General features: G+C 55.0%; 27 protein-coding genes. 9 read left to right on the top strand and 18 right to left on the bottom strand.

What is annotated here, in order from left to right; all coding sequences use genetic code 11:
* The first annotated feature begins 11 nt into the window (after positions 1-11).
* Entirely contained in the window at positions 12-743 is a 732-nt protein-coding gene (gene flgH, locus Q0792_RS12950; RefSeq protein ID WP_298841139.1) for a flagellar basal body L-ring protein FlgH, read from the top strand.
* Positions 744-754: 11 nt separating this feature from the next.
* Positions 755-1,264, top strand: coding sequence for a flagellar basal body-associated FliL family protein (locus Q0792_RS12955; protein WP_298841142.1), 510 nt, complete (start codon positions 755-757; stop codon positions 1,262-1,264).
* Between the two features lie 30 nt (positions 1,265-1,294).
* Here Q0792_RS12955 and Q0792_RS12960 read toward each other — a convergent pair whose 3' ends face one another.
* The 10 genes from Q0792_RS12960 to fliL all read right to left on the bottom strand — a co-directional run bounded on the left by Q0792_RS12960 (position 1,295) and on the right by fliL (position 11,124).
* A complete protein-coding gene (locus Q0792_RS12960; protein ID WP_298841144.1) occupies positions 1,295-1,720 on the bottom strand; it encodes a hypothetical protein in 426 nt (141 codons plus the stop codon).
* Positions 1,717-2,805: a flagellar type III secretion system protein FlhB gene (gene flhB, locus Q0792_RS12965; protein ID WP_298841146.1), complete on the bottom strand. Its 1,089-nt coding sequence runs from the start codon at positions 2,803-2,805 to the stop codon at positions 1,717-1,719. The genes Q0792_RS12960 and flhB overlap by 4 nt, the downstream gene beginning before the upstream one ends.
* Positions 2,802-3,572, bottom strand: coding sequence for a flagellar biosynthetic protein FliR (locus Q0792_RS12970; RefSeq protein WP_298841149.1), 771 nt, complete (start codon positions 3,570-3,572; stop codon positions 2,802-2,804). The genes flhB and Q0792_RS12970 overlap by 4 nt, the downstream gene beginning before the upstream one ends.
* The gene (gene flhA / locus Q0792_RS12975; protein WP_298841152.1) at positions 3,569-5,650 is read right to left on the bottom strand and encodes a flagellar biosynthesis protein FlhA; all 2,082 of its coding nucleotides are present in this window, start codon (positions 5,648-5,650) and stop codon (positions 3,569-3,571) included. The genes Q0792_RS12970 and flhA overlap by 4 nt, the downstream gene beginning before the upstream one ends.
* Before the next feature lie 7 nt (positions 5,651-5,657).
* Entirely contained in the window at positions 5,658-6,356 is a 699-nt protein-coding gene (locus Q0792_RS12980) for a lytic transglycosylase domain-containing protein (protein WP_298841155.1), read from the bottom strand.
* Between the two features lie 101 nt (positions 6,357-6,457).
* Entirely contained in the window at positions 6,458-8,710 is a 2,253-nt protein-coding gene (locus tag Q0792_RS12985; protein ID WP_298841158.1) for a hypothetical protein, read from the bottom strand.
* Positions 8,707-9,576 (bottom strand): flagellar motor stator protein MotA, encoded by an 870-nt coding sequence (gene motA / locus Q0792_RS12990; protein WP_298841161.1) that lies wholly within the window; start codon positions 9,574-9,576, stop codon positions 8,707-8,709. Before motA ends, Q0792_RS12985 begins: the two co-directional genes overlap by 4 nt.
* A 66-nt stretch (positions 9,577-9,642) precedes the next feature.
* Positions 9,643-10,236 carry a hypothetical protein gene (locus tag Q0792_RS12995; RefSeq protein ID WP_298841165.1) on the bottom strand — a complete coding sequence of 198 codons (594 nt, stop codon included), beginning with the start codon at positions 10,234-10,236 and terminating at the stop codon, positions 9,643-9,645.
* Positions 10,233-10,619: a hypothetical protein gene (locus Q0792_RS13000; protein WP_298841167.1), complete on the bottom strand. Its 387-nt coding sequence runs from the start codon at positions 10,617-10,619 to the stop codon at positions 10,233-10,235. The genes Q0792_RS12995 and Q0792_RS13000 overlap by 4 nt, the downstream gene beginning before the upstream one ends.
* A 10-nt stretch (positions 10,620-10,629) precedes the next feature.
* Positions 10,630-11,124, bottom strand: coding sequence for a flagellar basal body-associated FliL family protein (gene fliL / locus Q0792_RS13005; RefSeq protein WP_298841169.1), 495 nt, complete (start codon positions 11,122-11,124; stop codon positions 10,630-10,632).
* A gap of 122 nt (positions 11,125-11,246) precedes the next feature.
* On the opposite strand from fliL, the gene fliF reads away from it, so the two are divergent.
* From fliF to fliP, 4 genes are read left to right on the top strand one after another with little or no spacing between them, the layout of a single operon-like run.
* A complete protein-coding gene (fliF, locus tag Q0792_RS13010; RefSeq protein ID WP_298841172.1) occupies positions 11,247-12,869 on the top strand; it encodes a flagellar basal-body MS-ring/collar protein FliF in 1,623 nt (540 codons plus the stop codon).
* A complete protein-coding gene (locus tag Q0792_RS13015) occupies positions 12,869-13,468 on the top strand; it encodes a FliH/SctL family protein (RefSeq protein WP_298841175.1) in 600 nt (199 codons plus the stop codon). Before fliF ends, Q0792_RS13015 begins: the two co-directional genes overlap by 1 nt.
* Complete coding sequence (locus tag Q0792_RS13020; protein WP_298841177.1) at positions 13,461-13,754, top strand: FliM/FliN family flagellar motor C-terminal domain-containing protein; 294 nt, start codon at positions 13,461-13,463, stop codon at positions 13,752-13,754. The genes Q0792_RS13015 and Q0792_RS13020 overlap by 8 nt, the downstream gene beginning before the upstream one ends.
* 7 nt (positions 13,755-13,761) lie before the next feature.
* Positions 13,762-14,493: a flagellar type III secretion system pore protein FliP gene (gene fliP / locus Q0792_RS13025; RefSeq protein WP_298841179.1), complete on the top strand. Its 732-nt coding sequence runs from the start codon at positions 13,762-13,764 to the stop codon at positions 14,491-14,493.
* Between the two features lie 364 nt (positions 14,494-14,857).
* On the opposite strand, the gene Q0792_RS13030 is transcribed toward fliP, so the two are convergent.
* The 6 genes from Q0792_RS13030 to Q0792_RS13055 form a co-directional block, all read right to left on the bottom strand.
* Positions 14,858-15,961 carry a flagellar basal body P-ring protein FlgI gene (locus tag Q0792_RS13030; protein WP_298841182.1) on the bottom strand — a complete coding sequence of 368 codons (1,104 nt, stop codon included), beginning with the start codon at positions 15,959-15,961 and terminating at the stop codon, positions 14,858-14,860.
* On the bottom strand, positions 15,958-16,962 hold the full coding sequence (locus Q0792_RS13035) for a flagellin (RefSeq protein WP_298841184.1): 1,005 nt from the start codon (positions 16,960-16,962) through the stop codon (positions 15,958-15,960). Before Q0792_RS13035 ends, Q0792_RS13030 begins: the two co-directional genes overlap by 4 nt.
* 3 nt (positions 16,963-16,965) lie before the next feature.
* Complete coding sequence (gene flgK, locus Q0792_RS13040; RefSeq protein ID WP_298841187.1) at positions 16,966-18,411, bottom strand: flagellar hook-associated protein FlgK; 1,446 nt, start codon at positions 18,409-18,411, stop codon at positions 16,966-16,968.
* A 40-nt stretch (positions 18,412-18,451) separates the two neighbouring features.
* Positions 18,452-19,780, bottom strand: a complete 1,329-nt coding sequence (locus Q0792_RS13045; protein WP_298841189.1) for a flagellar hook protein FlgE — start codon at positions 19,778-19,780, stop codon at positions 18,452-18,454.
* Between the two features lie 101 nt (positions 19,781-19,881).
* Positions 19,882-20,715, bottom strand: coding sequence for a flagellar motor protein MotB (locus Q0792_RS13050; protein WP_298841882.1), 834 nt, complete (start codon positions 20,713-20,715; stop codon positions 19,882-19,884).
* Positions 20,716-21,044: 329 nt separating this feature from the next.
* The gene (locus Q0792_RS13055) at positions 21,045-21,932 is read right to left on the bottom strand and encodes a rhodanese-related sulfurtransferase (protein WP_298841884.1); all 888 of its coding nucleotides are present in this window, start codon (positions 21,930-21,932) and stop codon (positions 21,045-21,047) included.
* 126 nt (positions 21,933-22,058) lie between these two features.
* Between Q0792_RS13055 and pncA the strand changes: the two genes are divergently transcribed.
* From pncA to Q0792_RS13070, 3 genes are all read left to right on the top strand, one after another.
* Positions 22,059-22,655, top strand: coding sequence for a bifunctional nicotinamidase/pyrazinamidase (pncA, locus tag Q0792_RS13060; protein ID WP_298841192.1), 597 nt, complete (start codon positions 22,059-22,061; stop codon positions 22,653-22,655).
* A 381-nt stretch (positions 22,656-23,036) separates the two neighbouring features.
* Positions 23,037-24,326: a nicotinate phosphoribosyltransferase gene (gene pncB, locus Q0792_RS13065; RefSeq protein WP_298841195.1), complete on the top strand. Its 1,290-nt coding sequence runs from the start codon at positions 23,037-23,039 to the stop codon at positions 24,324-24,326.
* Positions 24,327-24,337: 11 nt separating this feature from the next.
* Positions 24,338-25,255 carry an aminotransferase class IV gene (locus Q0792_RS13070; RefSeq protein ID WP_298841197.1) on the top strand — a complete coding sequence of 306 codons (918 nt, stop codon included), beginning with the start codon at positions 24,338-24,340 and terminating at the stop codon, positions 25,253-25,255.
* A 20-nt stretch (positions 25,256-25,275) separates the two neighbouring features.
* On the opposite strand, the gene Q0792_RS13075 is transcribed toward Q0792_RS13070, so the two are convergent.
* Both Q0792_RS13075 and Q0792_RS13080 read right to left on the bottom strand, forming a co-directional pair.
* Positions 25,276-25,668 carry a hypothetical protein gene (locus Q0792_RS13075; protein WP_298841199.1) on the bottom strand — a complete coding sequence of 131 codons (393 nt, stop codon included), beginning with the start codon at positions 25,666-25,668 and terminating at the stop codon, positions 25,276-25,278.
* Positions 25,669-25,685: 17 nt separating this feature from the next.
* Positions 25,686-26,051 (bottom strand): hypothetical protein, encoded by a 366-nt coding sequence (locus Q0792_RS13080; RefSeq protein ID WP_298841201.1) that lies wholly within the window; start codon positions 26,049-26,051, stop codon positions 25,686-25,688.
* Positions 26,052-26,109: the final 58 nt, after the last annotated feature.

Below are 26,109 nucleotides of genomic sequence, written 5' to 3' on the forward strand. Positions count from 1 at the left end.
CGGAGTTAACAATGTACAGACATCTCATTCCGTTTGCAGCCGCCGCTGTTGCCCTGACCGGTTGTGCCCGGCTTGACCACCTTGGCAAGGCACCGTCTTTCAGTCCGGCGATGGCGACAACTGAGCACAATGCGATGCTGTCTCCTGGTTTGCCGATCACTGCGGATGCATCTTCACCCACAGAAGCCGCATCACTCTGGTCCGGAGCAAGGCAATCTCTTCTTGGCGACCGGCGGGCCATTCAGCGCGGCGATATTCTGACGGTTGTCATCGAAATTGACGAAGAGGCTGAGATTTCCAATGCAACGGACCGGTCCCGTTCCGGTTCGGAGAGCCTTGGTGTTCCCAGTCTATTTGGGCTGCCTCAGAGAATTGATGAGCGCCTGCCCGATGGTGCATCGACAGCAGATGCGGTTTCAATCAATTCATCCAGCCGGTCTTCTGGTGACGGGTCCGTCAAGAGAAATGAAAAACTGACCTTGCGCGTCGCCGCGACGATCGTTGATGTTCTTCCCAACGGCGTGCTGTCAATTGCGGGCAGCCAGGAACTGCGCGTGAACTTTGAGATGCGCGAACTTCTCGTCACCGGCTATGTGCGCCCGGAAGATATCTCGCGACAGAATGAAATCACGTACGACAAGATTGCGACTGCCCGGGTCTCGTATGGCGGCCGTGGTCAGATTTCGGACGTACAGCAACCGCGTATGGGCCAGCAGGTTCTTGACGCCATTCTCCCGTTCTGAGGTGACCTGAGATGAAAATCGTTGTCCCTCTCGTTATGCTGCTTGTCGGTTCCGGAGCCGGGGTCGGCGCGGGCCTCTATCTGATGCCAGAGCCCGAACCACCTGCGGAAAACACGGTAACACCCGAAACTGCTGAATCAGAGGCTGCGGAAAAGGAAGAGGCCAGCCCAGCTGAGGAAAGCGACGAGAGCGCTGCGATGCAATACGTAGAACTTTCCAACCAGTTTGTCGTACCCATCGTTTCCGACAACAGAATTGCATCGATGGTCGTTTTGTCGCTGAATATTGAAGTCCCGGACGGCAACAGTCAGCAGATATATGATACAGAGCCAAAAATCAGAGATGCTTTCCTGCGGGTTCTGTTCGATTTTGCTAATATTGGTGGTTTCTCGGGTTCTTTCACCGACAATAATAATCTGGACATTCTGCGTCGCAGCCTGCTTGAAGTCGGGCAAAAGACGCTGGGTGCTGATATCGTGAAAGGTGTTCTGATTTCTGAGATCGCACGACAGGACTACTGAAGCAGTCCTCGATCCTGACCCGGGTCCGATTTACCTGCGGGTCTTTGAACCCGGTGTCAGAGTCATTTCGATTGACCTTTCCATTTCAGACTGACGCGCGGACTTCCGGGTCCTGTCGAAAAGATCTTCCTTCAGCTCCTCTGCAACCAGCACCTTTCCATAAGCCGCGCGCACCCGCTTCAGGTACCCTTCTTTCTGGGCGAGTGTTTGTGCGAGTTTCAAATTAAGCTCCGTGCGCGTTCGACCGAGCCACGATTTCCAGATGATGTCAGCACCGATCATTTTCATTGATGGTTTCATCTGTCCATCAGCATCTTTTGCTTGCTGATCCAGCCTGGCCAGTTCGGCCCGAAGCTGCATTTCAATTTTAACATGTTGCCTCAGCTCCTGCTGTGTTGCGAGGTATCTGGTGCGGACTACCCTCTCAAGGGAGTTGAGTGCTTCCTGCTTTTTCACCACGCTTTCCTCTTCGAGCGTTCGCGCATGGCTTCAGAGAACCTGATTGCTGCTGCTACGGCTTTGTAGTGTTCGGGAGCAATCTCCTGATCAATGTCTGTGGTAGCATGCAACGCTCTTGCTGTAGGTGGATCGCTGTGAATTGGCACATCGTTTTCCGCCGCAATTTCGCGGATACGCAGCGCGATTTCGTCAACTCCCTTGGCAACGCAGACAGGTGCTTTGCCAGGCTGCCGGTCCCAGCGTAACGCGACAGCATAGTGTGTCGGGTTCACGATGATCACGTCAGCATCAGGGACCTCACCCATCATCTGTGAATTTGCAGAAGCCTGTGCCCGTCTTCTGCGTTCCTGTTTCACATAAGGGTCTCCTTCGCTGTTTTTGGTCTCATCCATAATTTCCTTTCTCGACATGCGGTTTTTTCGAATGTGCTCGAAATGCTGCCAGATCGCATCAATGCCGCCGATCACTCCGGATACGCAGACAACCACAAACAAAAAACTCAGGAAAATCTCAGAGAGCAGAAGTATGACCATGTGAGGGTTGGAGAATAGAGCGCCAACCATCTCGTTCAGATGTAACCTGAGAAAGATTGCAAGACATGCGGAATAGATCAGCAGTTTGACTGTACTGATCAGAAACTGGAAAAGGCCGTTTCGCCCATACTTGTTCTTAGCGTTTGAAATCAGTGAGATTTTAGAAAGCTTTGGCTTTATTTTTTCAGGTGCGAAGACAATGCCTTTGAGTGCGAACAGGCATACCAGAACGCAGGTGGCGGGTAGCAGAAAAATCGGTGAAATGGCAACAACAACGCTCGTCATCAACCCGCCGGCTGGCGCCGCTGCTGCGCCGCTAAAAAACAGCTCGGCCAGTTGTGCGGGCTGGTCGATCATGATTGCCAGGCTGGCGCCCAGTGCCAGTAAACCTGAACCGCCCGAAAGTACAAATGCCGCAAAAAGACCCGCGTATCCGGCTGCTGTCAGCATCTCCGTTGAGCGCGCGATTTCACCTTTACGGCGCGCCTCAAGAAGCTTTTGTGGCGTTGGATCAAAAGACTTTTCGGTATCTTCGTCCTGAGCGCTCATCGCGACCCCCCAAAAGGATCAGAGAGATAGACATCCATTGCAGCGATCCAGGCAGCAAGTATCGACGGCGCAGCAACCATCAGAAGGATCAATCCACCGGCTGTGATGACCGGTGCACCAACGAAAGCGACCATCAGTTGCGGCATAGCCTTGTTGATCGCACCGAGAGCCACGTTGTAGATGACGGCCAGAATGATGAAAGGCGCAGCAAGGGTGAAAGCCAGCGAAAACGCTTTTGCGACCTGACTTACACCCCAGTCCGTCATGTTACTTCCGCTGGCGAACTGGCCAAAAGGCATGAATTCATACGAAATAATGATCAGCTGCGCTGCCTTGACGTGCAGACCGGTCATAACAGCCAGCGCGAGACCGCCAACAATCAGTATGTAACCCATGGCTGGCAGGGGATCTACTGCGGCGCCACCCAGGACCTGGGAAAGAGATGTGGACTGTGCCGCGATAGAACCAGCGGTCTGAAGTGCCAGGACAAACAACCTGAGGCCGAGACCAATGGCCAGTCCGGCGAAGGTTTCTGACAAGATGATCAGACCAACATCGCCAGGGGTTTCGGGTGGTCCGGTCTGGGGCAGGGCAGGCGCGACCACGAAGGTGAAAGCAATCGCGATTGCAAGCTTGATCCGGGCCGGTACCGACTGTTCACCGAATGCCGGCAGCACTGAAACCAATGCCCCAACGCGCAAAAAAACGGCAAACCCATGCCATAGCTGCGTCGTCAGAAGCGCCAGTAATTCGGCAGAGGCCGTCACGCAGCGACTACACCGACAAGAGAGGGTCGGGCATCCAGCCCGATTTCCTCAAACGACAGGACAGGATTGCTGATGCCTTTGGCGCGCATCACGGTTCTCAGAAACCGTCTCCTCCTTGTACTTGTGACAACGGCTGCATGGATACCGTTCTCTGTGGCGTCCTGCAGTTTCCTGGAGACATTTTCAGCAAGCTGATTGAAAAGGTCCGGCGGCAGCGCAATATCGAGGCCGCGGTCTGCCTCCACCTGGTAGGTCGCAAATGTATCCTCCCATTCGGGTGCAAGCTGGATCAGTGGCAATGTGCCATCGTCACGCCGCATCTCTGCGACGAGCTGAAAGCCAAGACGTTGACGGACGTGCTCACATATCGCCTCCGGCTGCGCATTTCGCGCGCGTGCTTCAGCGGTTGCTTCCAGTATCAGAGGCAGATTGCGAATAGAGACAAGTTCATCGAGCAACAATCGTAATACGGTGTGAAGGACGTCAACCGGAACTTTGTCCGGGATCATCTCATCAAGCAGTTTTCGGTTGGCCTCTGCTCTGGCGGGGTTTGAAATATTTACCATCTCGGCCAGAAGACGACGCAGTGATTTCAGCGTAAGCAGGCGGCTGAAATTGCGCTTGACGGTTTCCAGCAGGTGCGTGGCAAGTATCTCAGCCGGTGTTACGAGGGTCAGACCGTTCAGGGCGGCTTTTTCCTGATCCCGACTGGCGATCCACCGTGCAGGAGCACCATATACCGGCTCCATGGTGTCGGTGCCGTCTGGCAAGGCCGATACATCTTCAGGCACAAGCGCCAGAACCTGCTCAGGATTTAGCTGGGCTCTGGCTTGCTCGACACCCTGGATTCGCAGAATGTACGTTCCGGCCGGCAACGCTGGATTGTCGGTCAGGCGGATTTCCGGGAGTATGAGGCCAAAAACCGACGCTACGTGCGTTCTCATGTTAGCGATACGCGCGTCCAGACCCGTCCCCGGGTCCAGCACCATATTTACGAGGTCGGGTGCAAATTCGACATGAACGTCGTCAATCTCAAGCACGTCACCGAGTGGTTTTTCAGCCGGTATATTTACCTCGGGCGCGTCATCGGGCGTTTCGGGCTCTGATTTTTTCCTTCGGTAGAGGAAGTAAGACGCAGTCCCGAGGGCAGTTGCGCCCAGCAAGAACGGGACAAAAGGCAAACCCGGAAACAACGCAAAGGCAAGCATCAGCACGGCGACCGTTGCGAGCGCAGCGGGGTGTTTGCCAAGCTGGCTGAAAACAGCAAGGTCGGTTGCCCCGGTTGCCCCGCCGCGAGCCAGAAGCAAAGCCGAGGCAATGGAAATGATAACGGCCGGGATCTGCGAAACGAGACCGTCGCCGACAGTAAGGATCGCGTAGGTTTCAAATGCCTGCCCGATGGGCATGTCATGGACAGCGATACCCATGATCAGCCCGGCCACAAGATTCAGAAGCGTAATAAGCAACCCGGCGACTGCATCACCTTTCACAAATTTTGATGCGCCATCAAGGGATCCGAAAAAGGTTGTCTCCTGTTGTTCCTTTTCTCTGCGTTCCTTAGCCTCCGTATGAGTTATTGCACCGGCGGACATATCACTGTCGATCGCAAGTTGTTTGCCAGGCATGCCATCAAGTGCAAAGCGCGCACCCACTTCTGCCATCCTTGCCGCGCCTTTGGTGATGACCATGAAGTTCACAATCAGAAGAACGCAGAACACCACAAGCCCAAGAAAAACACTTCCGCCCATCACGAACTGCGCAAAACTCTCGATGACGTCCCCTGCCGCGTCGGTGCCTGTATGCCCCTCTCCGATAATCAGCTTGGTCGACGATACGTTCAGCGAAAGCCGAAGCATAAGCGATGCAAGAAGAATGGTCGGAAATGCGGAGAAATCCAGTGGCCGCTCTATGAAAAGAGTTACCGTGAATATCAGAATGGCGAGGGCGAAAGAAGCTGCGAGACCCGTATCAAGCACCCAGGCGGGCATAGGCAAAATCATCATGACAATGACTGCCATCAGCGCTACGGCCAGCATAATTGTTGGATTCAGAAAGGCTTTGAAACTCAGGTTTTGCATTTCGCTCTCAGTTATTGCCTGTGGAGAAAAGACTGGTTGCCGTGCCGGTAACCGAGGGCACGAGCGATCCGATGCCGGAAGATTCCGAGGCTGGTTTCAGAAACGGAAAATTGTTGGTCCGGGTTTGCGAGTTACGGGTCGCCGGGCGGTCGCCGGGTAAGGAAGCGAGTATTCGATTGTAGCGGTTTAGGTACTTTTCAGCATGTTGTGGTGTGCGCGAGTGGAATTTTCCAACGGCTTCGTTCCAGTCGCCGGTTTCGAAAAACAACTGGCTGAGGAAACGAGCGGCATACGCGGCATTAGCAGTCGGATCGATCATTTCGCTGATCGTTCCGAACTGATCGCCATGCCAGTGAAGGTTAATCTGAAAACACCCGACGTCTATCAAAGTTTCACCGGATTCTATTTCTGCCCGCACAAAGGAAAGAGCTTCAGTTCTAGAGCTAAACCAGCGCCCATCACCGGCTACATTGACTGTCCATGGCCATGCGGAAAACGTGCCATCCCGGGTTCTGCCACTCTCCGTTCTGGCAATAGCCTTCAGCACCTGAAGGGGTACACCAGAACTGGCTGCGGCCTCGGTTGATGCAGCATCGCAGATGTTCTCTTGATCGTGGTATCCTGCGGATGCCTGCAGTTCCGTAGGGCTGAGCAAAAAAACCGCAAAGGCAATTTTTGTAACCTGCAAATATTCAAAGGCAACCATCGGGTATCCAAGCTGTGTTTCGTTCTGAAACTCACACATGCTTAGATGAGGATGGTTTAATTTGAGTAACCAGAGTCTGTAAAAAAAACCGAACTTCTGATTTAGTTTTCGGCTGTCAGTGCCGTGCCTTCAAGCAGGTTTCTGATGGCAGTTCTGGTTTCCTCAGTGGTATAGAGTACATTTTCGGCCTGGCCAATAATGCTGTCAGACGGTTCTGTTCCATCCGCGACAAGTCTGCTGGCTTCTCTGACAGGACCGAAAACCGGCGTGTCGCTTTCAATGAGGTCCGACCAGTTTTTTGCCAGCCAGGCTGCTTCGGCGGCGGATGTTCTGTTTTCCAGCTCCAGGAAAGTTTCACGTGCTTCGGACAACCGACCGGCTTCGAACTGTGCCTGTGCGAGGATTTGCATCTCCACACTGTCCCTCGGGGTTGCAAGCAGCTGGATGGCAGCTTCCGGGTTCCCCGTTTTGAGTTCGATTTTTGCCGACAGAGATCTGTGTTGCTCAGTGTTGAAATCGCCTTCTACGACTTCAAGCGCTGACAGCGACAATTCCGGGAAGCCAAGCTCAACGAGCCTGTCAGCCAGGAGTCTGGCCGCGCCGGGCGCAACGAAACTTGGCGTCGAATCAAACTCTGACAAAAAATACTGCAAGAATTCGAAGTCAGATGCCCTTTCCGCCAGATTTGAAAAAACACTGCTTCGGATTGTGAGCATCTGGCGATCAGACGCATTAAGACTGTTGATTATTTCAAACGCAGATTCGAATTTGCCAGCTTGTGCTTTTGCATGGGCCAGAGCAATTTCTACGTCTTCTGACGCCTCGGTCTGGCGGAGTTCAAAAGCATAAGCTTCCAGAGTACTCATGAGGTCTGCAGGAACAGGTTTGTCTGAAGAGAGAATCGAATTGACGAGAGCGACGACGGCCGCGGGAGATTCGTCATTGCTTTCATCTACCGCTGCGCGAAGTGCTTTCTCTGCTTCATCTATTCGACCTTGCGACTGCAGGATGATGGACCTTGGGATGGAACCGGATGTGTCATCCTGCCCGGTCACCTGTTCTGTGTTGCGCAATACGATTGAAGCGGTATCGATTTCGTCGGCATCGACAAGGATCTTTCCAAAAACGGGTCCGAGATGGGCGCGAAGGTGCGGGGGAAGTTTGAAAAATGCTTCAACAAGCGAGCCTGTATCCGAAGTATTTTCCGAAGGGAGGGTTCCGCCAGCAAACACAGCCCAAAGCGCAACAGGTGCTTCGCAGGCGCCGAAAAGATGAGCAATCCGCAAATTCCTGAAATCAGACTGATCAACAATACCCGACAAATCAAACAACTCTGGGTACTGTTCAGATTTGTCGGACATAGTAAGCGTCTGGCGTGCTTCGGCGCCAAAACCCAAAAAAATGTATAGTCTTGCAAGCGCCAGTGCCGCTTCATCATCAAGCATACCGGTGTCGCCAAACAGTCTTTCCCGCGCGAAGCTGATCTGTGCTGGGGCCGGTTCGTCGGTTCCCCAACTTGCGACATCGAGTCGGTCCGGTCTGAGACAATTCTGCTCCAACAGATTTTTGACTGCACGCAAACCCTGATCCGGGATGTCTCCACTGGAGCTTACGCGGAGGTTCCCGGTAGTATCGTCTGTTTTTGGTTTTCTTGCAGAAGAATCGAAAATCAGGTCACTATTGGGCGGATCAGGTTCCTGATTTCCCGACATCAGAGGGTCACCACTCCCCTCCAGAATTCCGTTTGCTATTGCTTCGCCAATACGCAGTGAAAGTGCGGATTGAGTTTGTTGTCTGACGGCTGCTGACTCATCGGCTGTCTGTTCTTGAGCCGGGTTTGCAACTTCTGGGATTGCAATAGCCTCAGTTGGGGATTGACCCGCACCAGGCCGGGACCACAGAAGATCACCAAATCCGAATGCGCTTTCGAACTGTGGTCGCTCCACAATCGGTTCTGACTGTTCAGGATCTGCAGAACCTGTTTCTTCAGGCAGGGGAGGTCCGTCCTTGACATCGATGATCAGATAACTGCCTTGCTCAAAAAATGCTGTGACAGGACAATCGCAGTTCAGGGTCAGTGATAATTTCGACGTGTCGGAAGTCACGGACCCGAGCCGGTCTCTTGGAATGATTGAAAACGTTCGTGAGGTATCAAACCCGTCATCGTGACCGGTGACTGAAATTGTATAGGCTCCGGACTCGCCGTCGAGTTGCCATGAAGTTTCTTCGGGCAGCTCCATAACAAGGCGGGTAAAATCTTCGTGTTCACCCGCCAGAACTGAAATCGGCTCCGCCTGTGATGCCGTGGCGCTTGCGAAACACAGCGCGACAAAGATGTTCTGCCTGCTGTTCATGCCGCATTCTGCTTAACGGATTTAAGAGCTTCTTCGAGTTCTGAAAAACTTGGACGGCAATGCGATGGTGTATTCTGACGACCCACTTCGATGCAGATATTTGTTGCATGCGCGTGAAGATTTGCGACGAGGACCTCGCGTATCAGCTGGTAAAAATGCCCGTCTTCCTCGGTGACGGTTTTCACTTTGGCTGCGAATGGTCCGACCAGACAGTACGCGAGGAATACACCCAGAAAAGTCCCGACCAGAGCGCCACCGATGAGCTTGCCCAGAACCTCAGGCGGCTGATCAATCGATCCCATGGTTTTGATGATCCCCAGGACCGCCGCAACAATCCCAAGAGCAGGCAGCCCGTCAGCGAGGTTTTGCAGGGCATGGCTTGAATGCAGAGCGTGATGTAGATTCGCTTCAATTCGCTTTTCCAGAACTTCTTCGACCTGATGTGGATCGTCGTAGTTCATTGAGGCGGAACGAAGGGTATCGCAGATCAGCGCGATCGCCTCTTTGTCGGCCAGAATTTTTGGATATTTGGAAAAAATTGAAGAATCGTCCGGTGCTTCAATATGTTCTTCGATCGCAACCGGGTTTTGACGCGCCAGCCGGATAAGCTCGAACAAAAGGCACAGGAGATCCCGGTAGTCCGAATGCTTCCACTTGGGACCCTTGAACACCCGTCCCATATCTTTGGCGGTATGCTTGACTGCGGACATGTCATTGCTGATCAGAAACGCTCCCATAGCGGCGCCGCCAATCATCATCATCTCAAAAGGGAGAGCCTTAAGCACGATTCCCATTTTGCCGCCGGCAAGCAGATAGCCACCGAAAACCATAGCAAAAATCGTGATTATTCCGATAATTCCAATCATAGCTACCCTCAGAACCAGTTACGCCGGTATCATTGCAGAATGAGGTTAAGAAAGGATATCGCGAGCTCAGCCGCGCGGCAGATTAGCATTTCGACCCGCCAGAATGACGCTTATTGTATAGGCTTTTTCCGGGGACAGGCTTGTCATTACGCCGGCTGCTGCGTCAGGCCGCATCCGGCCGAGAAAACCAGCTGCAAAAGCCGGTTCCATTTCTTCGAAAAGCGCCGCGGCGTCTTTGGGCTTCATATTCTCGTAGACAGCAGTCAGTCGTGCAATATCGTCTTCAGCGGCTGTATCCGCAACCGCCATGAGAGACTTCAGTGACTGCTCTGCCTGTTCAAGTTCCTGAAGCCGCTTTTCGATTTCTTCATTGGCAACCGTCAGTGCTTTCTCGCGGATTGCCATTTTTCGCTCCATTTCAGAGAGCTTCTCTTCGCGGTTCTGGAAGGCCTGCAGCATCACGACCATAGTTTCTTCGTCGGCAACTGGCGCTGCCGGAGCGCTTGTCTCCGTCACCTGCGCTGGTTCTGCGATCTGTGCTTCTACGGCTACAGCCTGGCCTGCGCCCATACCGACACGGATTGCCGCCGATCCAAGAAAGAGAAAACAGATCAGCAGAACGGAACCTTTACCACTTTTTCTGGAAAACAGCTTTTTCATTGTTGTGTCACCGCCGCGCGATGCCTGACAAACATTGGCTCACCCCCGGCTTGCGTAACAGGCGCAACCGGAGCAGGCCGTTCGCCCGTTACCGGAATTTCCGGAATGTCGTGCATTGACGCCATCTGCAATTCAAGGCGCTGTGCCATTGCTTCGGCCCGCGACGTCAGATCGGTCAGAGTGTCGGCTGAGGTTGACGCCGTTGCCTGGGCAGTCTCAAGCGTTCTGGTCAGGTCATCAACCTGTGCTGAAAGAACCGCAACAGCACCCCCTACACCTTTTTCAAGGTCGTTGAACCGGTTAAGCCGTCTCCCGAGTATGTAGCAGTATATGGCTGCGCCAAGCGCACCCGCACCAAGAAAGATATCTGCGATCAGTTCCATCTCTGTCTCCTTACTGAAGCACGAATTCCATGACGAGAAGGTCGGTCACCTTGCCCGGTCCCACAACAATCTGAACGCGACGCAACATCTGCGAGCGCAGCTTTGTCAGCGCTGCAGCTTCCTCTAGGTCGCGCAGTTCAACGGCCCGCAGGTACGTATTGAGTACGTCCACCACGCGGGGCATGAGAAGGCTCACTTCTTCGGCATATTTCTTGTTTACTTCCAGTTCGCCACGAAACCGCAGGTACTGGTTCGAACTGTGGGCCGGCAATGAGATCATAAGTTGATCCATTGGAAGAAAAGCGACTGTCGGTTCGGACTTTTCCTCGTCCTCAGGCTCGGCCGCTTTCTCCAGTCCGCCCGATTCGAACCCTGGAATCAGACCGGACTGTGCTGCAAGAAAACCACCCCCACCGCCTACAACGGCAAGCACGAGTCCAATAACCAGAGGCATTTTGGACGATTTTTCTTCAACTGGTACTTCATCGGCTGTTGCGTCGGCCATGTCGCCTCCATCTTTGCTGTCGAAATCTGTTATAGACGCGATTGCACTAACCGATTGTTAAGCCAGATCGTTCAAAGTCCTTGTCAACGCCGGACAGAACGTTCGGTCTGACGGAGGCAAAAGTGCAGCAAGTATTATCTGTCTGGACAGGGTTATCGATAAAACGCCAGATCATCGTTGGTCTGGCCACTGTGGCAATGTTCTTTGCCGTGCTCGCAATGTCGCGCATGGCTTCTGCCCCAACCATGACACTGCTTTATGCGGGTCTTGAAAATGGCGCCGCCGGCGATGTCGTCAGATCTCTGGAGCAGCGCGGTGCGGTTTTTGAGGTGCGGGGCGGTTCGATTTTCGTGGATGCCAAGGAACGCGATCAGCTGCGGATGACACTGGCAAGCGAAGGTCTGCCGGCAAATTCAAACCGTGGCTATGAACTTCTCGACACTCTTTCCGGGTTTGGCACAACGTCCCAGATGTTCGATGCAGCCTACTGGCGCGCAAAGGAGGGAGAGCTCGCCAGAACGATCGTCTCCAGCCCGCATATCGCGATGGCGCGCGTGCACATTGCCAGTACCGGGTCGAATCCCTTTCAGAGAGGTGTGACACCAAAGGCTTCGGTGGCGGTGAACCCGACTGGCGGTCCGATTACAACGCAACAGGCCAAAGCCATTCGTTTTCTGGTGTCGTCTGCTGTCGCCGGTCTGGCTGCAGAAGACGTTGCTGTTATCGATTCCAATGGCACGCTGATCGGAAATGCGGATGAAGCCGCACCGGCCGTGGGAGGTGAGGATCGCGCACAGGTCCTGCGTGACCGTGTCCAGCGTCTTCTCGAAGCACGCGTCGGCTTTGGAAACGCAGTGGTAGAGGTCAGTGTTGATACCGTGACCGAAAGTGAGGCCATCCGGGAACGCATTTTTGATCCGGAAAGCCGGGTTGCCATCAGTACCGACACAGAAGAGCGCAGCAACACATCGAACGAGGCAGGTGGCGGCGATGTTACCGTCGCGTCAAACCTGCCCGATGAAGAGGGTGGTGCAGGTGAGAATTCCTCTTCTCAGAACAGTGAAACCCGCGAACGCGTAAACTATGAAGTGTCTGAAACAGAACGTGAAATCGTAAGGGTTCCCGGTGCTGTGAAACGTCTGACGGTCGCGGTTCTCGTTAACGATGTAGCGCAGCCTGACCCCAGCGGCGGACAGACTTTCCAGGCCAGAGACACCGAAGAGCTTGACGCTTTGCGTGATCTTGTTGCATCGGCTGTCGGCTTCGACGAGGCACGTGGAGATGTCATTACAATTAAGTCGATGGCGTTGCAGAGTGTATCGCCACAGGGAACGGTCGCTGGAACATCTCTGGTTGATGGTCTGAATCTCGACCTGATGTCGGCGATACAGATGGCGGTTCTGGCTCTTGTGACCCTTATTCTTGGTCTGTTTGTTGTGCGCCCTCTGCTTACCTCAGCGCCGGCCGGACGGACATCTGATGAACCAGCGGCGCTTCCTCCGGCAACTGAAGGTGGCCGGTCTGATGGTATGAACGGCGAGGTTACTTCTGAGGAATTCGAGTTGCCCGATCTTCCGGTGATCTCAGATTTCGGGGGTGAGAATGGCGGCCTGCCGGAAATCAATATGGCTGGTGCCATGTCGGATGACCCGGTCGATAGACTCCGGAATATGATCGGGGAACGCCAGGAAGAAACCGTAGAAATTCTGCGGAACTGGCTGGAAGATAAAGAGGAGAGCGTCTGATGTCTGTCTCACACAGGTACAGAAATTTCGGTAGCGCAGGTCGTGCGGAATCCTCCGGCAAGCCAGAATCCGATGACCAGATCGAACAGGACAAACTTGCTGCATTTGAAGCCGGATATCAGGCCGGTTGGGATGATTCGACAAAGGCTCAGGCGGATACCAGGGATCAGATAAGCAGCGATTTTGCGAGAAGCCTGCAGGAGATGTCTTTCACGTACCACGAAGCGCTCTCCAAGCTCACACTTTCATTGAAGCCTGTTATGACAGAAATCATTGATCGGCTTCTTCCTGAAATGGTAGCGCAATCGCTTGCCGGACACATTCTGGAGCAGATCGAAGAACTGTTGGAGGGCGGTGTTTCGCAGCAGATCGAAATCGTCGTGGCGCCACAGAATGTTGATCTCGTGCGTCGAATTGGAGACGAAAAAATCGACTCACCGTTCACAGTTATTGGGGAACCCGCTGTTGCAGATGGTCAGGCATTTGTCCGGATCGGATCGAACGAACAGGAAATAGATATCAGCAGTGTCGTTACCGGAATTTCCGGTGCAATGAATGCGTTTTTCTTTGAAGCTCAGAAGGAGCAGCCAGATGACTGATGCTGTCGATACCACGCGCGAGACAATAGACCAGAGCAGCCCGTTTACTTCTGTTCCTATCGAGGTAACGGTTTGTGTCGGCAAGGCGAGACCGCTGATCAGAGAACTGGTCAATCTGGGGGAAAACGCTGTGCTGACGCTTGACAAGTCTGTCGATGATCCTGTCGAGCTGTACGTTGGTGACCGCATGATTGCGCGGGGGATGCTGGAAGAGCAGGAAGGCGAGGGTGCGGGTCAGCTTGTCGTGCGACTTACAGAAGTGATCGACCGTCGTTCTGGTTCCTGATACCCGGATGAACAGCAGGTTCTTTTTCTTCCTCGCCTCAGCGTTAGTGCTGTTTACCGGGTCCGCAGGTGCGCAGGATCTTTCTCTTTCGCTGGGAGACGATGGATCTGTAAGTGCCAGGACCATACAGCTTTTTGCACTTGTTACTGTTCTGAGCCTCGCTCCGGGTCTTGCGATAATGGTGACCTGTTTTCCGTTCCTGATCACAGTGCTTTCGATCCTGCGTCAGGCAATTGGTCTGCAGCAGTCGCCCCCGAATATGTTGATTGTCAGCCTCGCGCTGTTTCTTACGTATTTCATTATGGAGCCGGTTTTTGTCGAAGCCTGGTCCAGTGGAATATCGCCGCTTACAAATGATGAAATTGATGTCGAAACGGCATTTGCGCGAACTCTCGAGCCCTTTCGCGTATTTATGGCTGCCAGAATCGATCCGGAAACGTTTTACTCAATGGCCGAACTCAGGCCGGACACGGTTTCGGAAACTCCGACGCCTGATGCATCGTTGTCCGTTTTAATTCCCAGCTTTCTGCTTTCGGAAATAGCACGTGCTTTTCAGATCGGGTTTCTGATATTTCTTCCATTTTTGATTATCGACCTCGTGGTTGCTGCTGTGTTGATGTCCATGGGCATGATGATGGTACCACCCGTAATTGTTTCATTGCCGTTCAAACTGGCGTTTTTCGTCCTGGCCGACGGTTGGAGTTTAATTGCCGGCAGTCTTGTCAGAAGCTACTTCTGAAGAGCTGGTGATACCTGTCAGAATATTGTGCTCAGGTGCGAGATTGGCTTCTTCCCGCAGAAACAACATTCTTCAGCGCGATATTTACCGGATCGTTATCCAAGCAATAGTACACTTGTCGATCACAGCTGAAGTTTCTTTATCGCAAGATATCTGCAGCTAAAGTCGGCATATCGCGTCGTCTTGGTCAGAGTGCCTGGTGGTGGTGAGAGGCAGTCCCCGTGCGAACTAGAACACTGTCAGGTATTGATAGGAGCCAAGATCATTCCTGCGATACAGAATGTGCTGACGTTTGGACCAGGTTGATTTGTCAGTATATCATGCCGCGCGATCGAGCCGAACTTACTCACCCCAAAAGTAGCATTCACCTTACTATGAACTCAGCATGTAGTGCGCCTGCTGCTTTGATGCTTTTGAGGATGTCAATCATATCCCGGGGAGATATACCAAGCGCGTTCAGGCCGGTTATTACTTCTGACAGCGAAGTGCCGGAAGGTATTTCAGCGAGGCCGATTCCTGGCTCTTCTTCAATCTCCGCGCGGGTCCGGGGAACCACGACCGTTTCGCCTTCTGCAAACGGATTAGGCTGCACCGCGATCGGCGCCTCCTGAATACGCAATGTCAGGTTACCTTGTGAAACAGCAACCCTGCTGATGCGGACATCTTCACCCATGACGATCGTTCCGGAACGCTGATCAACCACAACGCGCGCTTTTCGTTCCGGTGAGACAGAAATGTTCTCGATGCGACCAAGAGCATGGGCAACAGAGACCATCTGGGTCTGTGTCACATCGAGTTGTACCGTGCCGGAATCCAGCATGAACGCTACCGGACGACCAAAGTCATTGTTGATTGCTGTTTCGATGCGGGCCGCGGTAGTGAAGTCGGCATCTCTGAGGGCCAGCCTGACGTTGGAAAGGCTGGAGAGCTCGAATTCGATTTCCCTTTCGACCCTGGCGCCGGATGGAATTACACCTGCGGTTGGAACCCCCTGAGTTACGGTCGCACCTTCGCCTTCAGCCACGGCTCCGCCAGCAATTATTGTTCCTTGCGCCACTGCATAGATCTGACCATCCGCTGCATTCAGCGGTGTCATGACCAGTGTTCCGCCCAACAGGCTGTTGGCATCACCAATTGCAGAAACAGTTACGTCAATCTGTGAACCGCCCCGCGCAAACGGTGGCAGGGAGGCGGTAACAAAAACAGCTGCTACGTTCTTTGGGCGAAACTGCTCGCCAGCTACATTCACTCCCAACCTCTCGAGAATGTTTGCCATTATTTCCTCAGTAAAAGGAGAGTTTCTGAGGCCGTCGCCGGTACCGTTGAGGCCGACAACGAGGCCATAGCCAACGAGATCGTTGCCACGGACACCATCGAATTCAACGAGATCTTTGATTCTGACGGGGTTGGCTGCCGTTGAGGAAACGAACGAGATTACTAAAAGAACTGAAGCCAGAAAAATTTTCATAGGAAATTCACCAGGGAAAGCTGAGCGTTACGTGCAGTTACTGAGTACAGGCTCTGAAGGTAGAACTGGACATTTTCCAGCTCAGTCGCCGTTTCAAATGGATCGATCGCGAGGAGGTTGTTTCGCGCAAATTCCAGGCTGGTTTCCTCGGCCTCATTCCGGGCTGAGATCATTTCAATCCGTTCTTCGGTGAAACCAATTCTCGACCGCAGGCCGGTCAGTTCGTCCTGATTGGTCTGAAGTCCTTCGCCTGTCAGCCGGTAAAGGTCTGACTGGCTGGGGACATCAAGACCGAGCGCAGGATCGTTTCCGAGAGCGGCGAGGGTCGTATTCATCAGCAAACCCTTTATTGCGTCGTCGTTTGCTTTAACATCCAGTGTCACACGTTCGGTTTCAGACAATACGAAAGGGGCAATCGCTGTATCAGATCCGGCATAAATGATTGCATCAAAACCCGCCGGGTCAGCAAACCACGTTTCCGCCGCCGTCAGCATGTCTTCAGGAGTGGACAGACCTCCGACAACAGTTCTCAGTGAGTCAATCAAAACCTGTGCGTCCGGCAGGGGTGGCCTGTCGGTGGCGATACCTCCAAAAAGACTGCGACCTGCAACATCGTCATTGATCGATTTGATAATACCGTCGAGCTGAACTGCAGCATTTTCGGATGGGTTACCGGACACGACCCCGATCGGACCGCCACCAGCCAGCAGCAGGTCTATCCCGAGATTGCCGCCCAGATCCTGGGCTTTTTCGAGTGAAACCTGCATCGCCGCTGTCATATATGCAGCCTCGCTGTTCGCGACGGAGTATCCCTGCAGAACTTCCATAGACCGTTCCAGACCGGTCAGGTAACTGTGGTTGCCAGCCAGAACCTGCTTCACATCTGCCACACGCCCGCTGGACAGCTCATCAGTCAACCGGAAAAGGTCATTGCGCAAAGAAACGCTGCGACGTTGCATCATAAAGGAGTTTGACAGATCGCCTATTGAAACAGAGCTCATTTTTTACAGCCTCAGAATTGTTTGCATCATTTCGTCAGCTGCCTCGATCATCCGAACATTGGCAGCATAGCTTTGCTCAACGACCAGCAGGCGCTGGAGTTCTTTGTCGGTATCGACGCCTTCGGTCAGCATCAGCTGTGTAAGCTCATCGAACTGGGTCGACGCAAAACTCAGTTTCTGCTCGGACTGGAAGCGGTCGGACCCGAGCTGAGACGTCAGTGCGGATGCAAGGTTGATCACTGAAAATGAGCCCGCACCGAAATCCCCCGAAGCAGGAGCGCGTTTTTCGACGAGTACATCGCTCAGTGACTGAAGCAGACGTGCGTCACCTACTTCTCCCGGAGTTGCGGCGTTGATGCCATCCCGAATACGCCAGGCTTCGCCGCCCTGCCGCTCGTCAACCGCGGCGTTGATTTCGAGTCTGGTGGAGATGCCCAGCTCATTCAGTGGATCAAAGGCAAAGCCTTCGTCTGTAAAAAGACCCGGGTCGCCGGCTGTAAGAGTGGGGTCCGTGGCAGGATCCTGAAAACGCTCAATCAGATCTCTTGCAACGGCATCAAGCTTTTCCTGAGCTTCTACAGCAAGTTCATCACGGATTTCGAACTGAGCGCCGAGCGCCCCCCCACCGAGCGCACCGCGCTCGCTGCTGGTATTTACCGAAACTCCGTTGATGGTCAGGCCGGACAGGGTTCCAGCCCCGACGCTCATGTAGGCTGTTACCTGATTGACCGCCGTAAATTCGATCTCGGCCGCACTGCCATCGAGCAGGATAGCTCCTCCGGTTGAGTACAGAGCGATCTGGCCATTATCGCGCGGAACCTGTCTGACGGGGACAAGTGCGCTGATTTCATCAACCAGCGCCTGACGCGAATCCTGGAGGGCGGACGGATCTCCACCGAGGGTCACTGTTCGTGTTATCCGTTCGTTGAGCTCTTTGACATTCGCCAGCGAAGTATTCAGACGGGCTACCTGGGTATTGATTGTACTGTCGGCGTCGCTTCGGGATTGTTGCAACGATTCTGAAGCACCCGAGATCAGTGAGGCGAGGTCGCGTGCTGAATTAACAACGCCTGTCAGTCGCTCCGGCGCGTCAGGTCGGCTTGCAGCTGTGATAAGGGCGCTCTCAAAACCCGCAATCCTTGCGGCCAGAGAATTCTCTTCGTCCGGTGTGCCGAGTACGTTTTCATAGCGTGACAGAAAGTCTGTCCGGACCGTTGAGTTCTCAAAGGAAGCGCTGGAAAGGCGAAGATCCGCCAGCAATCCGGGGTTCACGTTACGAACAACGCCATCGACACTTACCCCGCCCAGCTGAGACGAGGAAAGCGACAACCCCCGGACGCCATAGCCGGGTGTCATCGCATTCGCGATGTTTGCTGAAATGACCTCCGAAGACCGCCCGGAAGCGGTCAGTCCGGACATAGCGTTGGACAGTGCTGATGAAATTGACATAGCGGTTTCTCCCGGAGGCCGAGTTACTCAAACGCTGGGATCAGCGTTTGATGTTGGTTGTTTCCTGAAGCATTTCATCCACAGTCTGAATGACTTTGGCACTGGATGAATATGCGCGCTGGGTCTTGATCATGTCGGTCAGTTCACCCGCCACGTCTGTCGTCGATTCCTCGCGCGCAAACGACACGATGTCACCTGTTGGGCCATCACCTGCATCCCACAGGAAGAAAGAGCCGCTTTGACGCGTCGGTGTGTAGGTCTGGCTGTCAAATGCCTGTAGACCGTTGGGGTTTGGCACGTTGATCAGAGGCACCTGGTAAATTGTCCGGACTTCGCCCGTGTCGAAAGACGCACGCACAAATCCGTTTGCATCAACGTCGACGCCAACGAAGTTACCGATTGCCGATCCGTCCTTGGTGACCGAAATCGGAGCGAAGTTGTAGGAAAGCTGAGACAGACCTTCTGTATCCCCGAGGGCGCCGATATCAATCTCAATCGGGCCAGCCGCGACGTTGATGGTCAGCAGTCCGGTTGTGTCATCGTAAGGTGCGCTGCCGCCTGCCGGAACGGTGGTCGAAGGTGTTACATCTGCCAGCGAGCCGCCGCCGACCCGGGCGTCGGTAAATTCAAGCTCGTACTGCCCGATGATAACCGAGGGGTCTGTGGAATCATACATGCGCATGGTCCAGGTATTCGTCGCGGGATCGCCGGGCAGCGCCGGAACATCGGGTTCGAACGTAATGTTTACGCTCTGAGAGGTGCCGAGATTGTCAAAGTATTCTACAGAAATCTGCTCGATAGCACCGGCGGAATCTGCTTCCGTCGACGTGGCGGGAAGGTTGATTCCGAGCGACATTGCTGTCGTTGGGTTACCGGCAAGCTGACCTGTGTTGATGCGCACCGGCTCCAGGCCGTCCGCGGTATCCCGCGGGTAGGGGGGAATGGAACCATCCGTCGCCGCCGGCCAGCCCATCAGAACCAGACCGGACTGCGATGTCAGGTATCCCTCAGAGTCCGTCCGGAAAGAGCCGGTTGTTGTCAGGAACATCGGTGCATCCGCACCGGCAGTCTGGACCTGTGCAGCCTGTGCGACTGGCAGCATACCACCGCCGCGCACGGCCAGATCAGTGGCGTTGGAGGTCGAAACGAGTGTTCCGCGTTCGTCGATCAGGCGCTGCGTATTCGCGCGGACACCGCCAGCAGCATAAGAACCGCCACCCCCTGAAAGCACCATAGACTCAAAATCGGTTTCAACCCGCTTGTAGCCGAAGGTCGAAGAGTTTGCGATATTGTCTGAAATAGAAGCCAACCGCTGAGCATTTGTCTGCAACCCTGCAACACCTGCGTTGAGCGATGATGAAATGGACATGAGCACGCCTTTCTGATGTGAGATCCAAGTCCCACATCAGATAGACATCCCCGCTTAACAGCGCGCTAACATATAAAATGCGCTGTATTTCTCACCTCGGATTACCGCAGCAGCACGATCTCAACTCTTTCATTCCGCGCAGCCATGCGGTCTTCTACAACGGGTTCGCGGTCGGCATGGCCGGTCACACGCTGGATACGTTCGGCGACAACGCCTTCCCGTTCCAGGATGTTGCGCGTCAGATCGGCGCGCCGGGACGATGTATCCCAGACAGGGTTTTCAGCCACAACCAGCGGAAATGCCCGTACGTGTCCGCCGACGGCCACAGAGTTTTTCACGGCCTGACTCACACCGGCTACAAGAGAAACGAGGTCTTCCAGCAGCTGTGTGGGTTCGGCGGTGCCACTGGCAAACAGAGGTGCATTCTCGCGGGAGAAAAGCTCGATCACCAGGCCTTCATCCGTGATACGCGTCACGATGTGCTTCAGAAGATTGTCCATGACTTCGGATTCGCCGCCGCGACCGACCAGTTCCGCAATCAGCGCTTCGAATTCGACGTCAGACTGATCCTGTTCGCCGCCATCGGGGGCCATGCCCGTGTCGCCGCGTGACTGCTGTTTCTGTGTCGCATGCTCGGCTGAAGCGCCCAGTCCCGACTGTGGAAGCGTGTCTTCGGAGAACATACTGTCGCCACCGAATGACCCGTCACCACCACCGGAAATGCGGTTGATCGGAACCGTCGGCGAGAAGTAATCTGCCAGACCCGACCGTTGTTGTTCTGTTGTTGCGTTCAGCAACCACATCATCATGAAGAAAGCCATCATCGCGGTCACAAAGTCAGCGTAAGCCACTTTCCAGGCGCCACCGTGATGGCCCCCCGCTATTACTTTTTTCCTCTTGATGATGATTGGTGCCAGATTGCTCTGCGCGCCCATATCTCCACCACTCATTTATTCACCCGAGCAGAGGTGTAGCGCACAAGAAGTTTCAGCGACCTTAACAAGAGACGGGTTTTTCTCAGTCCCGAGCTGAACCGGTCACGGATACAGATGCTGAAGCAGCGCTCACATGGCTGAGAGTGCTGCGATGGCACCCGCGAACGCACAGATCCGGCGGGGTTGGTATTATCGCAGAGCTTTGGCGGCGCATTTCAACGGGCAGCACGCTTGCGGGGATTTCTGCGCCAAAGCAGAAAGAAACCGGCCGCCAGCAGGTTGCGTAAGACTGGCCGCAACAGCTGCCAGTGGTCCTGGCGGATCAGTTGTCAGGCGCCCCTCGCCCGAGCCAGCGCCATCTGTTTCTGCCGCTCGCGGAAACGGTTCTTGTCTTCTTCCGACGTTTCTTCTGCGCAATTGTGGCAGCTTACGCCAGCCTCGTATTCCGGTCGGCAGGTATCTTCCGGCAGGATTGGCCGGCGACATCCGTGGCACAGCATATGAGGACCTTCTTTAAGGCCGTGGCCGACGCTGACGCGGTTGTCGAACACAAAGCAGTCGCCCTGCCACGTGCTTTCATCTGCCGGGACTTCTTCGAGATACCGCAAAATACCGCCCTTGAGGTGATAGACATCCTCAACACCCTGCCCCAGCAGAAAGTTGGTCGATTTTTCACAGCGGATACCGCCCGTGCAGAACATTGCGATACGCTTGTTGTGAAACCGCTCCTTGTTGGCTTCCCACCAGGCGGGAAACTCCCCGAAGCTCCCGGTCTTCGGGTCTACGGCACCGTCAAATGTGCCGATCGCCACCTCGTAGTCGTTGCGGGTATCAATGACTGCAACATCCGGCGCAGAAATCAGTTCATTCCAGTCCTGCGGATCAACGTAGTGCCCGACACGCGCGCGCGGGTCGACATCCGGCTGGCCCATGGTCACAATCTCACGTTTGAGACGGACTTTCATGCGCCCGAACGGTGCCTGCTCGCTTGTCGCTTCCTTCCACTCCAGATCAGAACATCCCGGCAGCGCCCTGAGATGCGCAATAACTTTATCTATACCGGCGCGGGGACCGGCGATCGTCCCGTTGATCCCTTCGCCGGCCAGCAGCAGCGTGCCTGTGACATCCTCAGCAATACACAGCTCCAGCAATGCGGGTTTCAGCGCAGCCGGATCGTCGAATCGGGTAAAATGATAAAGTGCAGCGATCGTGTACATGCGCGGCTGGATACGCCGATGTCCGTCGTGGGGCAAGCGGGCAGAAAACCGCATCGCGAAGGGCTGCAGCATTGACCTCGTACCGGTGCAGGCCTACCCATAGCCCCCGACAGAGGAGAGCATCCGATGACCACAGCGCTGATCGTTATTGATGTGCAGAACGATTTCTGCCCGGGCGGGGCTCTGGCAGTGCCGGGCGGCGACGAAATCATTGACGGAATAAACGGGCTTATGGCAGATGCCAGCGCCGTTATCCTGACCCAGGACTGGCACCCGGCGGGGCATTCCTCTTTTGCGTCATCACACGAAGGTCGTGCGCCCTATGAACTGACCGATATGCCCTACGGCCCCCAGGTTCTCTGGCCGGATCACTGCATCCAGGGCAGCCCCGGCGCCGGTTTCCATACCCGCCTGGACGTCGACCGGGCCGATATGATCATCCGCAAAGGATACAACCCGGCGATCGACAGCTATTCGGCGCTTTTTGAAAACGATCATGTTACGCCCACGGGCCTCGAAGGATACCTGCGTACGCGGGGGATCAGTGAATTGCTGATGGTCGGACTGGCGCTTGATTTCTGTGTCAACTTCTCTGCTGTTGACGCGGCAAAGCAGGGGTTTCGTGTGACGGTGCGCGAGGATCTCTGTCGCGCAATCGATCTTGACGGATCACTGGATGCAGCGCGAAGCGGAATGCGGGACGCAGGTGTAACCCTGATCTGATCCGCTGCAGAAACGATCCGCGGTCTGATGTTCGGTGGTCCGGAGCAGACCAGGACCATGTGTTCGAGAGCGGCAGGTATTGTGCACGTCACGCGGGTTTCGCTACTGACACGCCGTGGTCCGGAGCAGACCGTGGAATGCCTGGTACCAGGCGCTTCCTCCGAGTGATGTAGTGACTGTATTGCCTTCGACCGGAACCACCACGTGCTGGCCAGATGCGATATCCGACGCTTCGCAAAGCTTTGCGTTTTGTCATGCATTCAGGTGTGGCGTATGAAACCGGCGGAAATCGGTCGCGTGGGCTTCGGCAGCGGCGACGCCCGCTTGCCAGCCTAAGGGCAGTTTGCTTTAAACGCCCGGACAAAGATCGGAGTCTGACCCTTGGACATCGCTACACGCGTCTGGAACCATAAATGGAAAATCGACCCGATCGTCAGATCCCTGATCGATACTGATTTCTATAAACTGCTGATGTGCCAGTCGGTATTCCGCAACAAGCCGGACACACGTGTCACCTTCAGCCTGATCAACAGATCGAAAGATGTACCACTTGCCGATCTGATCGACGAAGGCGAACTGCGCGAACAGCTGGATCATATCCGATCGCTGTCACTGTCTCGCGGCGAAAGCACATGGCTGCGCGGCAATACCTTTTACGGCAAACGCCAGATGTTCCGGCCGGATTTCATGGAATGGTTCGAGCAGCTGCGTCTGCCGCCCTACCACCTTGAGCGCAAAGGCGATCAGTATGAACTGACATTCGAAGGCAGCTGGCCCGAGGTGATGCTTTGGGAAATTCCAGCCCTCGCGGTGCTTATGGAGCTGCGCGGTCGCGCCGTGCTGAACCGCATGGGCAAATTTGAACTGCAGGTGCTCTATGCCCGCGCGATGACGCGCGTCTGGGAAAAGATCGAGGCGATGCGGGATATTCCCGACCTGTCGATTGCGGATTTCGGCACCCGCCGACGCCACAGCTATCTCTGGCAGGACTGGTGCGTTCAGGCGATGCAGGAAGGACTGGGCGGCGCATTTACCGGCACTTCAAACTGCGCGATCGCCATGCGGCGCGAGCTTGAGGCCATCGGAACCAACGCGCATGAACTGCCGATGGTCTACGCCGCGCTGGCGCAGGACGATGCAGCACTGGCCCGCGCGCCCTATGATGTCCTGTCCGACTGGCACGAAGAGCATGAGGGCAACCTGCGGATTATTCTGCCGGATACTTTCGGAACTGCCGGCTTTCTGGAACGCGCGCCTGACTGGCTGGCAGGCTGGACAGGTATCCGCGTAGACAGCGGTGATCCCGCGCAGGCAGCCGAACAGGCGATTGCCTGGTGGCAGTCACGTGGCGAAGACCCGGGCGAAAAGCGGATCATCTTCAGCGATGGTCTGGATGTGGCAAAAATACGTGAACTGCACCGGCAGTTTGCAGGGCGCACAAACGTCTCCTTTGGCTGGGGCACACTGCTGACAAACGATTTCCGCGGTCTGGTACCCGACGACCGGCTCGCGCCGTTCTCACTGGTCTGCAAAGCAGTCAGCGCAAACGGCCGCCCCACCGTCAAGCTGTCGGACAATCCCAACAAGGCAATGGGCCCTGCAGACCAGATCGAACGCTACAAACGTGTCTTCAACGTCGGAGATCAGGCGCTGCAGGAAGTTATCGTCTGAAAGGAAACGCGGTGCCGTCAGATACTCATACAACCCACGATTCAGACGAGGATATCCGTAACCGGGATATCCTGATCTACGTAAACGGCGATATTGTCCCCCGCGATCAGGCGGTGGTTTCCGTCTACGACAGTGGTTTTCTGCTGGGAGATGGCATGTGGGAAGGTATGCGTCTCTACAATGGCAGATGGGCCTTTTTTGAAGAGCACATGGACCGCTTTTTCGCATCGTGCAAAACGGTTTCCCTCGATGTCGGCATGGACCGCGCCGGCATCCTTGATGCCTTGACCCGCACCGCAGAGGCAAACGGGATGCACACGGACGTGCATTGCCGGCTGATGCTGACCCGCGGAATCAAGGTCAAACCTTTCCAGCACCCCTCGCTCAGCCGGACCGGCCCGACGCTCGTGATCATCATGGAACACTCAAAGCCGGCAGCCAGCCTGCAGTCTCAGGGTATCCGCCTTGCAACTGTACCGCAGGTGCGGGGCCTGCCCATGTCGCAGGATCCGAAGCTGAACAGCCATTCAAAACTTAACTGTGTAATTGCATGTCTGCAGGCCGAAGAGGCCGGCGCCGATGAGGGGCTGATGCTGGATCCGCATGGTTTCGTGAACACGACCAACGCCTGCAACTTCTTTATCGTGCGCGGTGGCGAAGTGTGGACGTCCACAGGGGACTATTGCATGAAGGGCGTCACGCGCCAGAAGGTGATCGACCTGTGCCGCGCGAATGGTATCCCGGTCTTTGAAAAGAACTATTCGCTCTACGAGGCATATGGCGCTGAGGAGGCATTCCTGACGGGAACCTTCGGCGCACAGACACCGGTTGCGACGATCGACGGGAAACCCATCGGTGATGGTGAGCGCCCGGTCACAAGGCGGATCCGGGCACTCTACAGCAATCTTATCACGGCCAGCGTCACCTGAGGACGGATAGGCCAGCAGCGTCACACAGCGACGACGCGCTCGCTCTCATGCAACATCCGGATATTGCCGGCTTTGCGATCAGGATTCACCACTCTGGCTTTTGACGAACTGCGCTCGGCACCTTCGGGAAGAATAATATGCAGTTTTTCGCTCTGGCGGCGGATACCGACACCTGCCCGCTTGGCAACCTGGTAAAGGTTCACCAGCGCAGTTGAGCGGGACCAGCCCGTCTTCTCCTCGATTTCCTGACTTGTAACACCGTGGATCAGTGCGCCGATCAGCCATGCTGAAATCGTTCCTTCCTCGGGTGGATTCATTTCGCTGGCATAGCGGCGCGGCTGTACAAGCACGCGATCAGCTTTGCGTTTGCTGAGTGCTTCGAGACGGCGGTTGCGGGCAAGTTCTGCGTTCATTGTTAAATCCTGACTGGTTACTCTGATACTTTAGCGGGAATTGTTTTTGCGCCTGAAGAAGACTGGGCGGATGTATTCTGCTTGCTGTCAGACCGGGCGCGAGGCGGTTCTTCGGCGGATACGACAGGAGCGCGGGTCGTGTAGACAACGTTCTGCGGTTGTCTGAGCAGAGACATGACCGGAACGTTGCAGTCCTGTTCCCCACCGGTCACCTGCAGTGACGGTGCAGTCCGGTCAGAACAGTCAGTTACATAACCCGCAGCTTCACCCGGACCGGCAAAGGTGCCGCGTGTCGCAGGTGTCTCGCGCTGCACCGCACAGGCGCAGAGTAATGCCGTCAATACGACGGCTGTCAGCGTATAGGTGCCGCTCCTGAGGTTCATTAAGCAAACTCCTGCAGTGTGCCCCACCCAGGTTTTTGCAGCCGGACCCCATCATCGG

Source organism: uncultured Roseobacter sp., assembly GCF_947495025.1.
Taxonomy (GTDB): Bacteria; Pseudomonadota; Alphaproteobacteria; order Rhodobacterales; family Rhodobacteraceae; genus Roseobacter.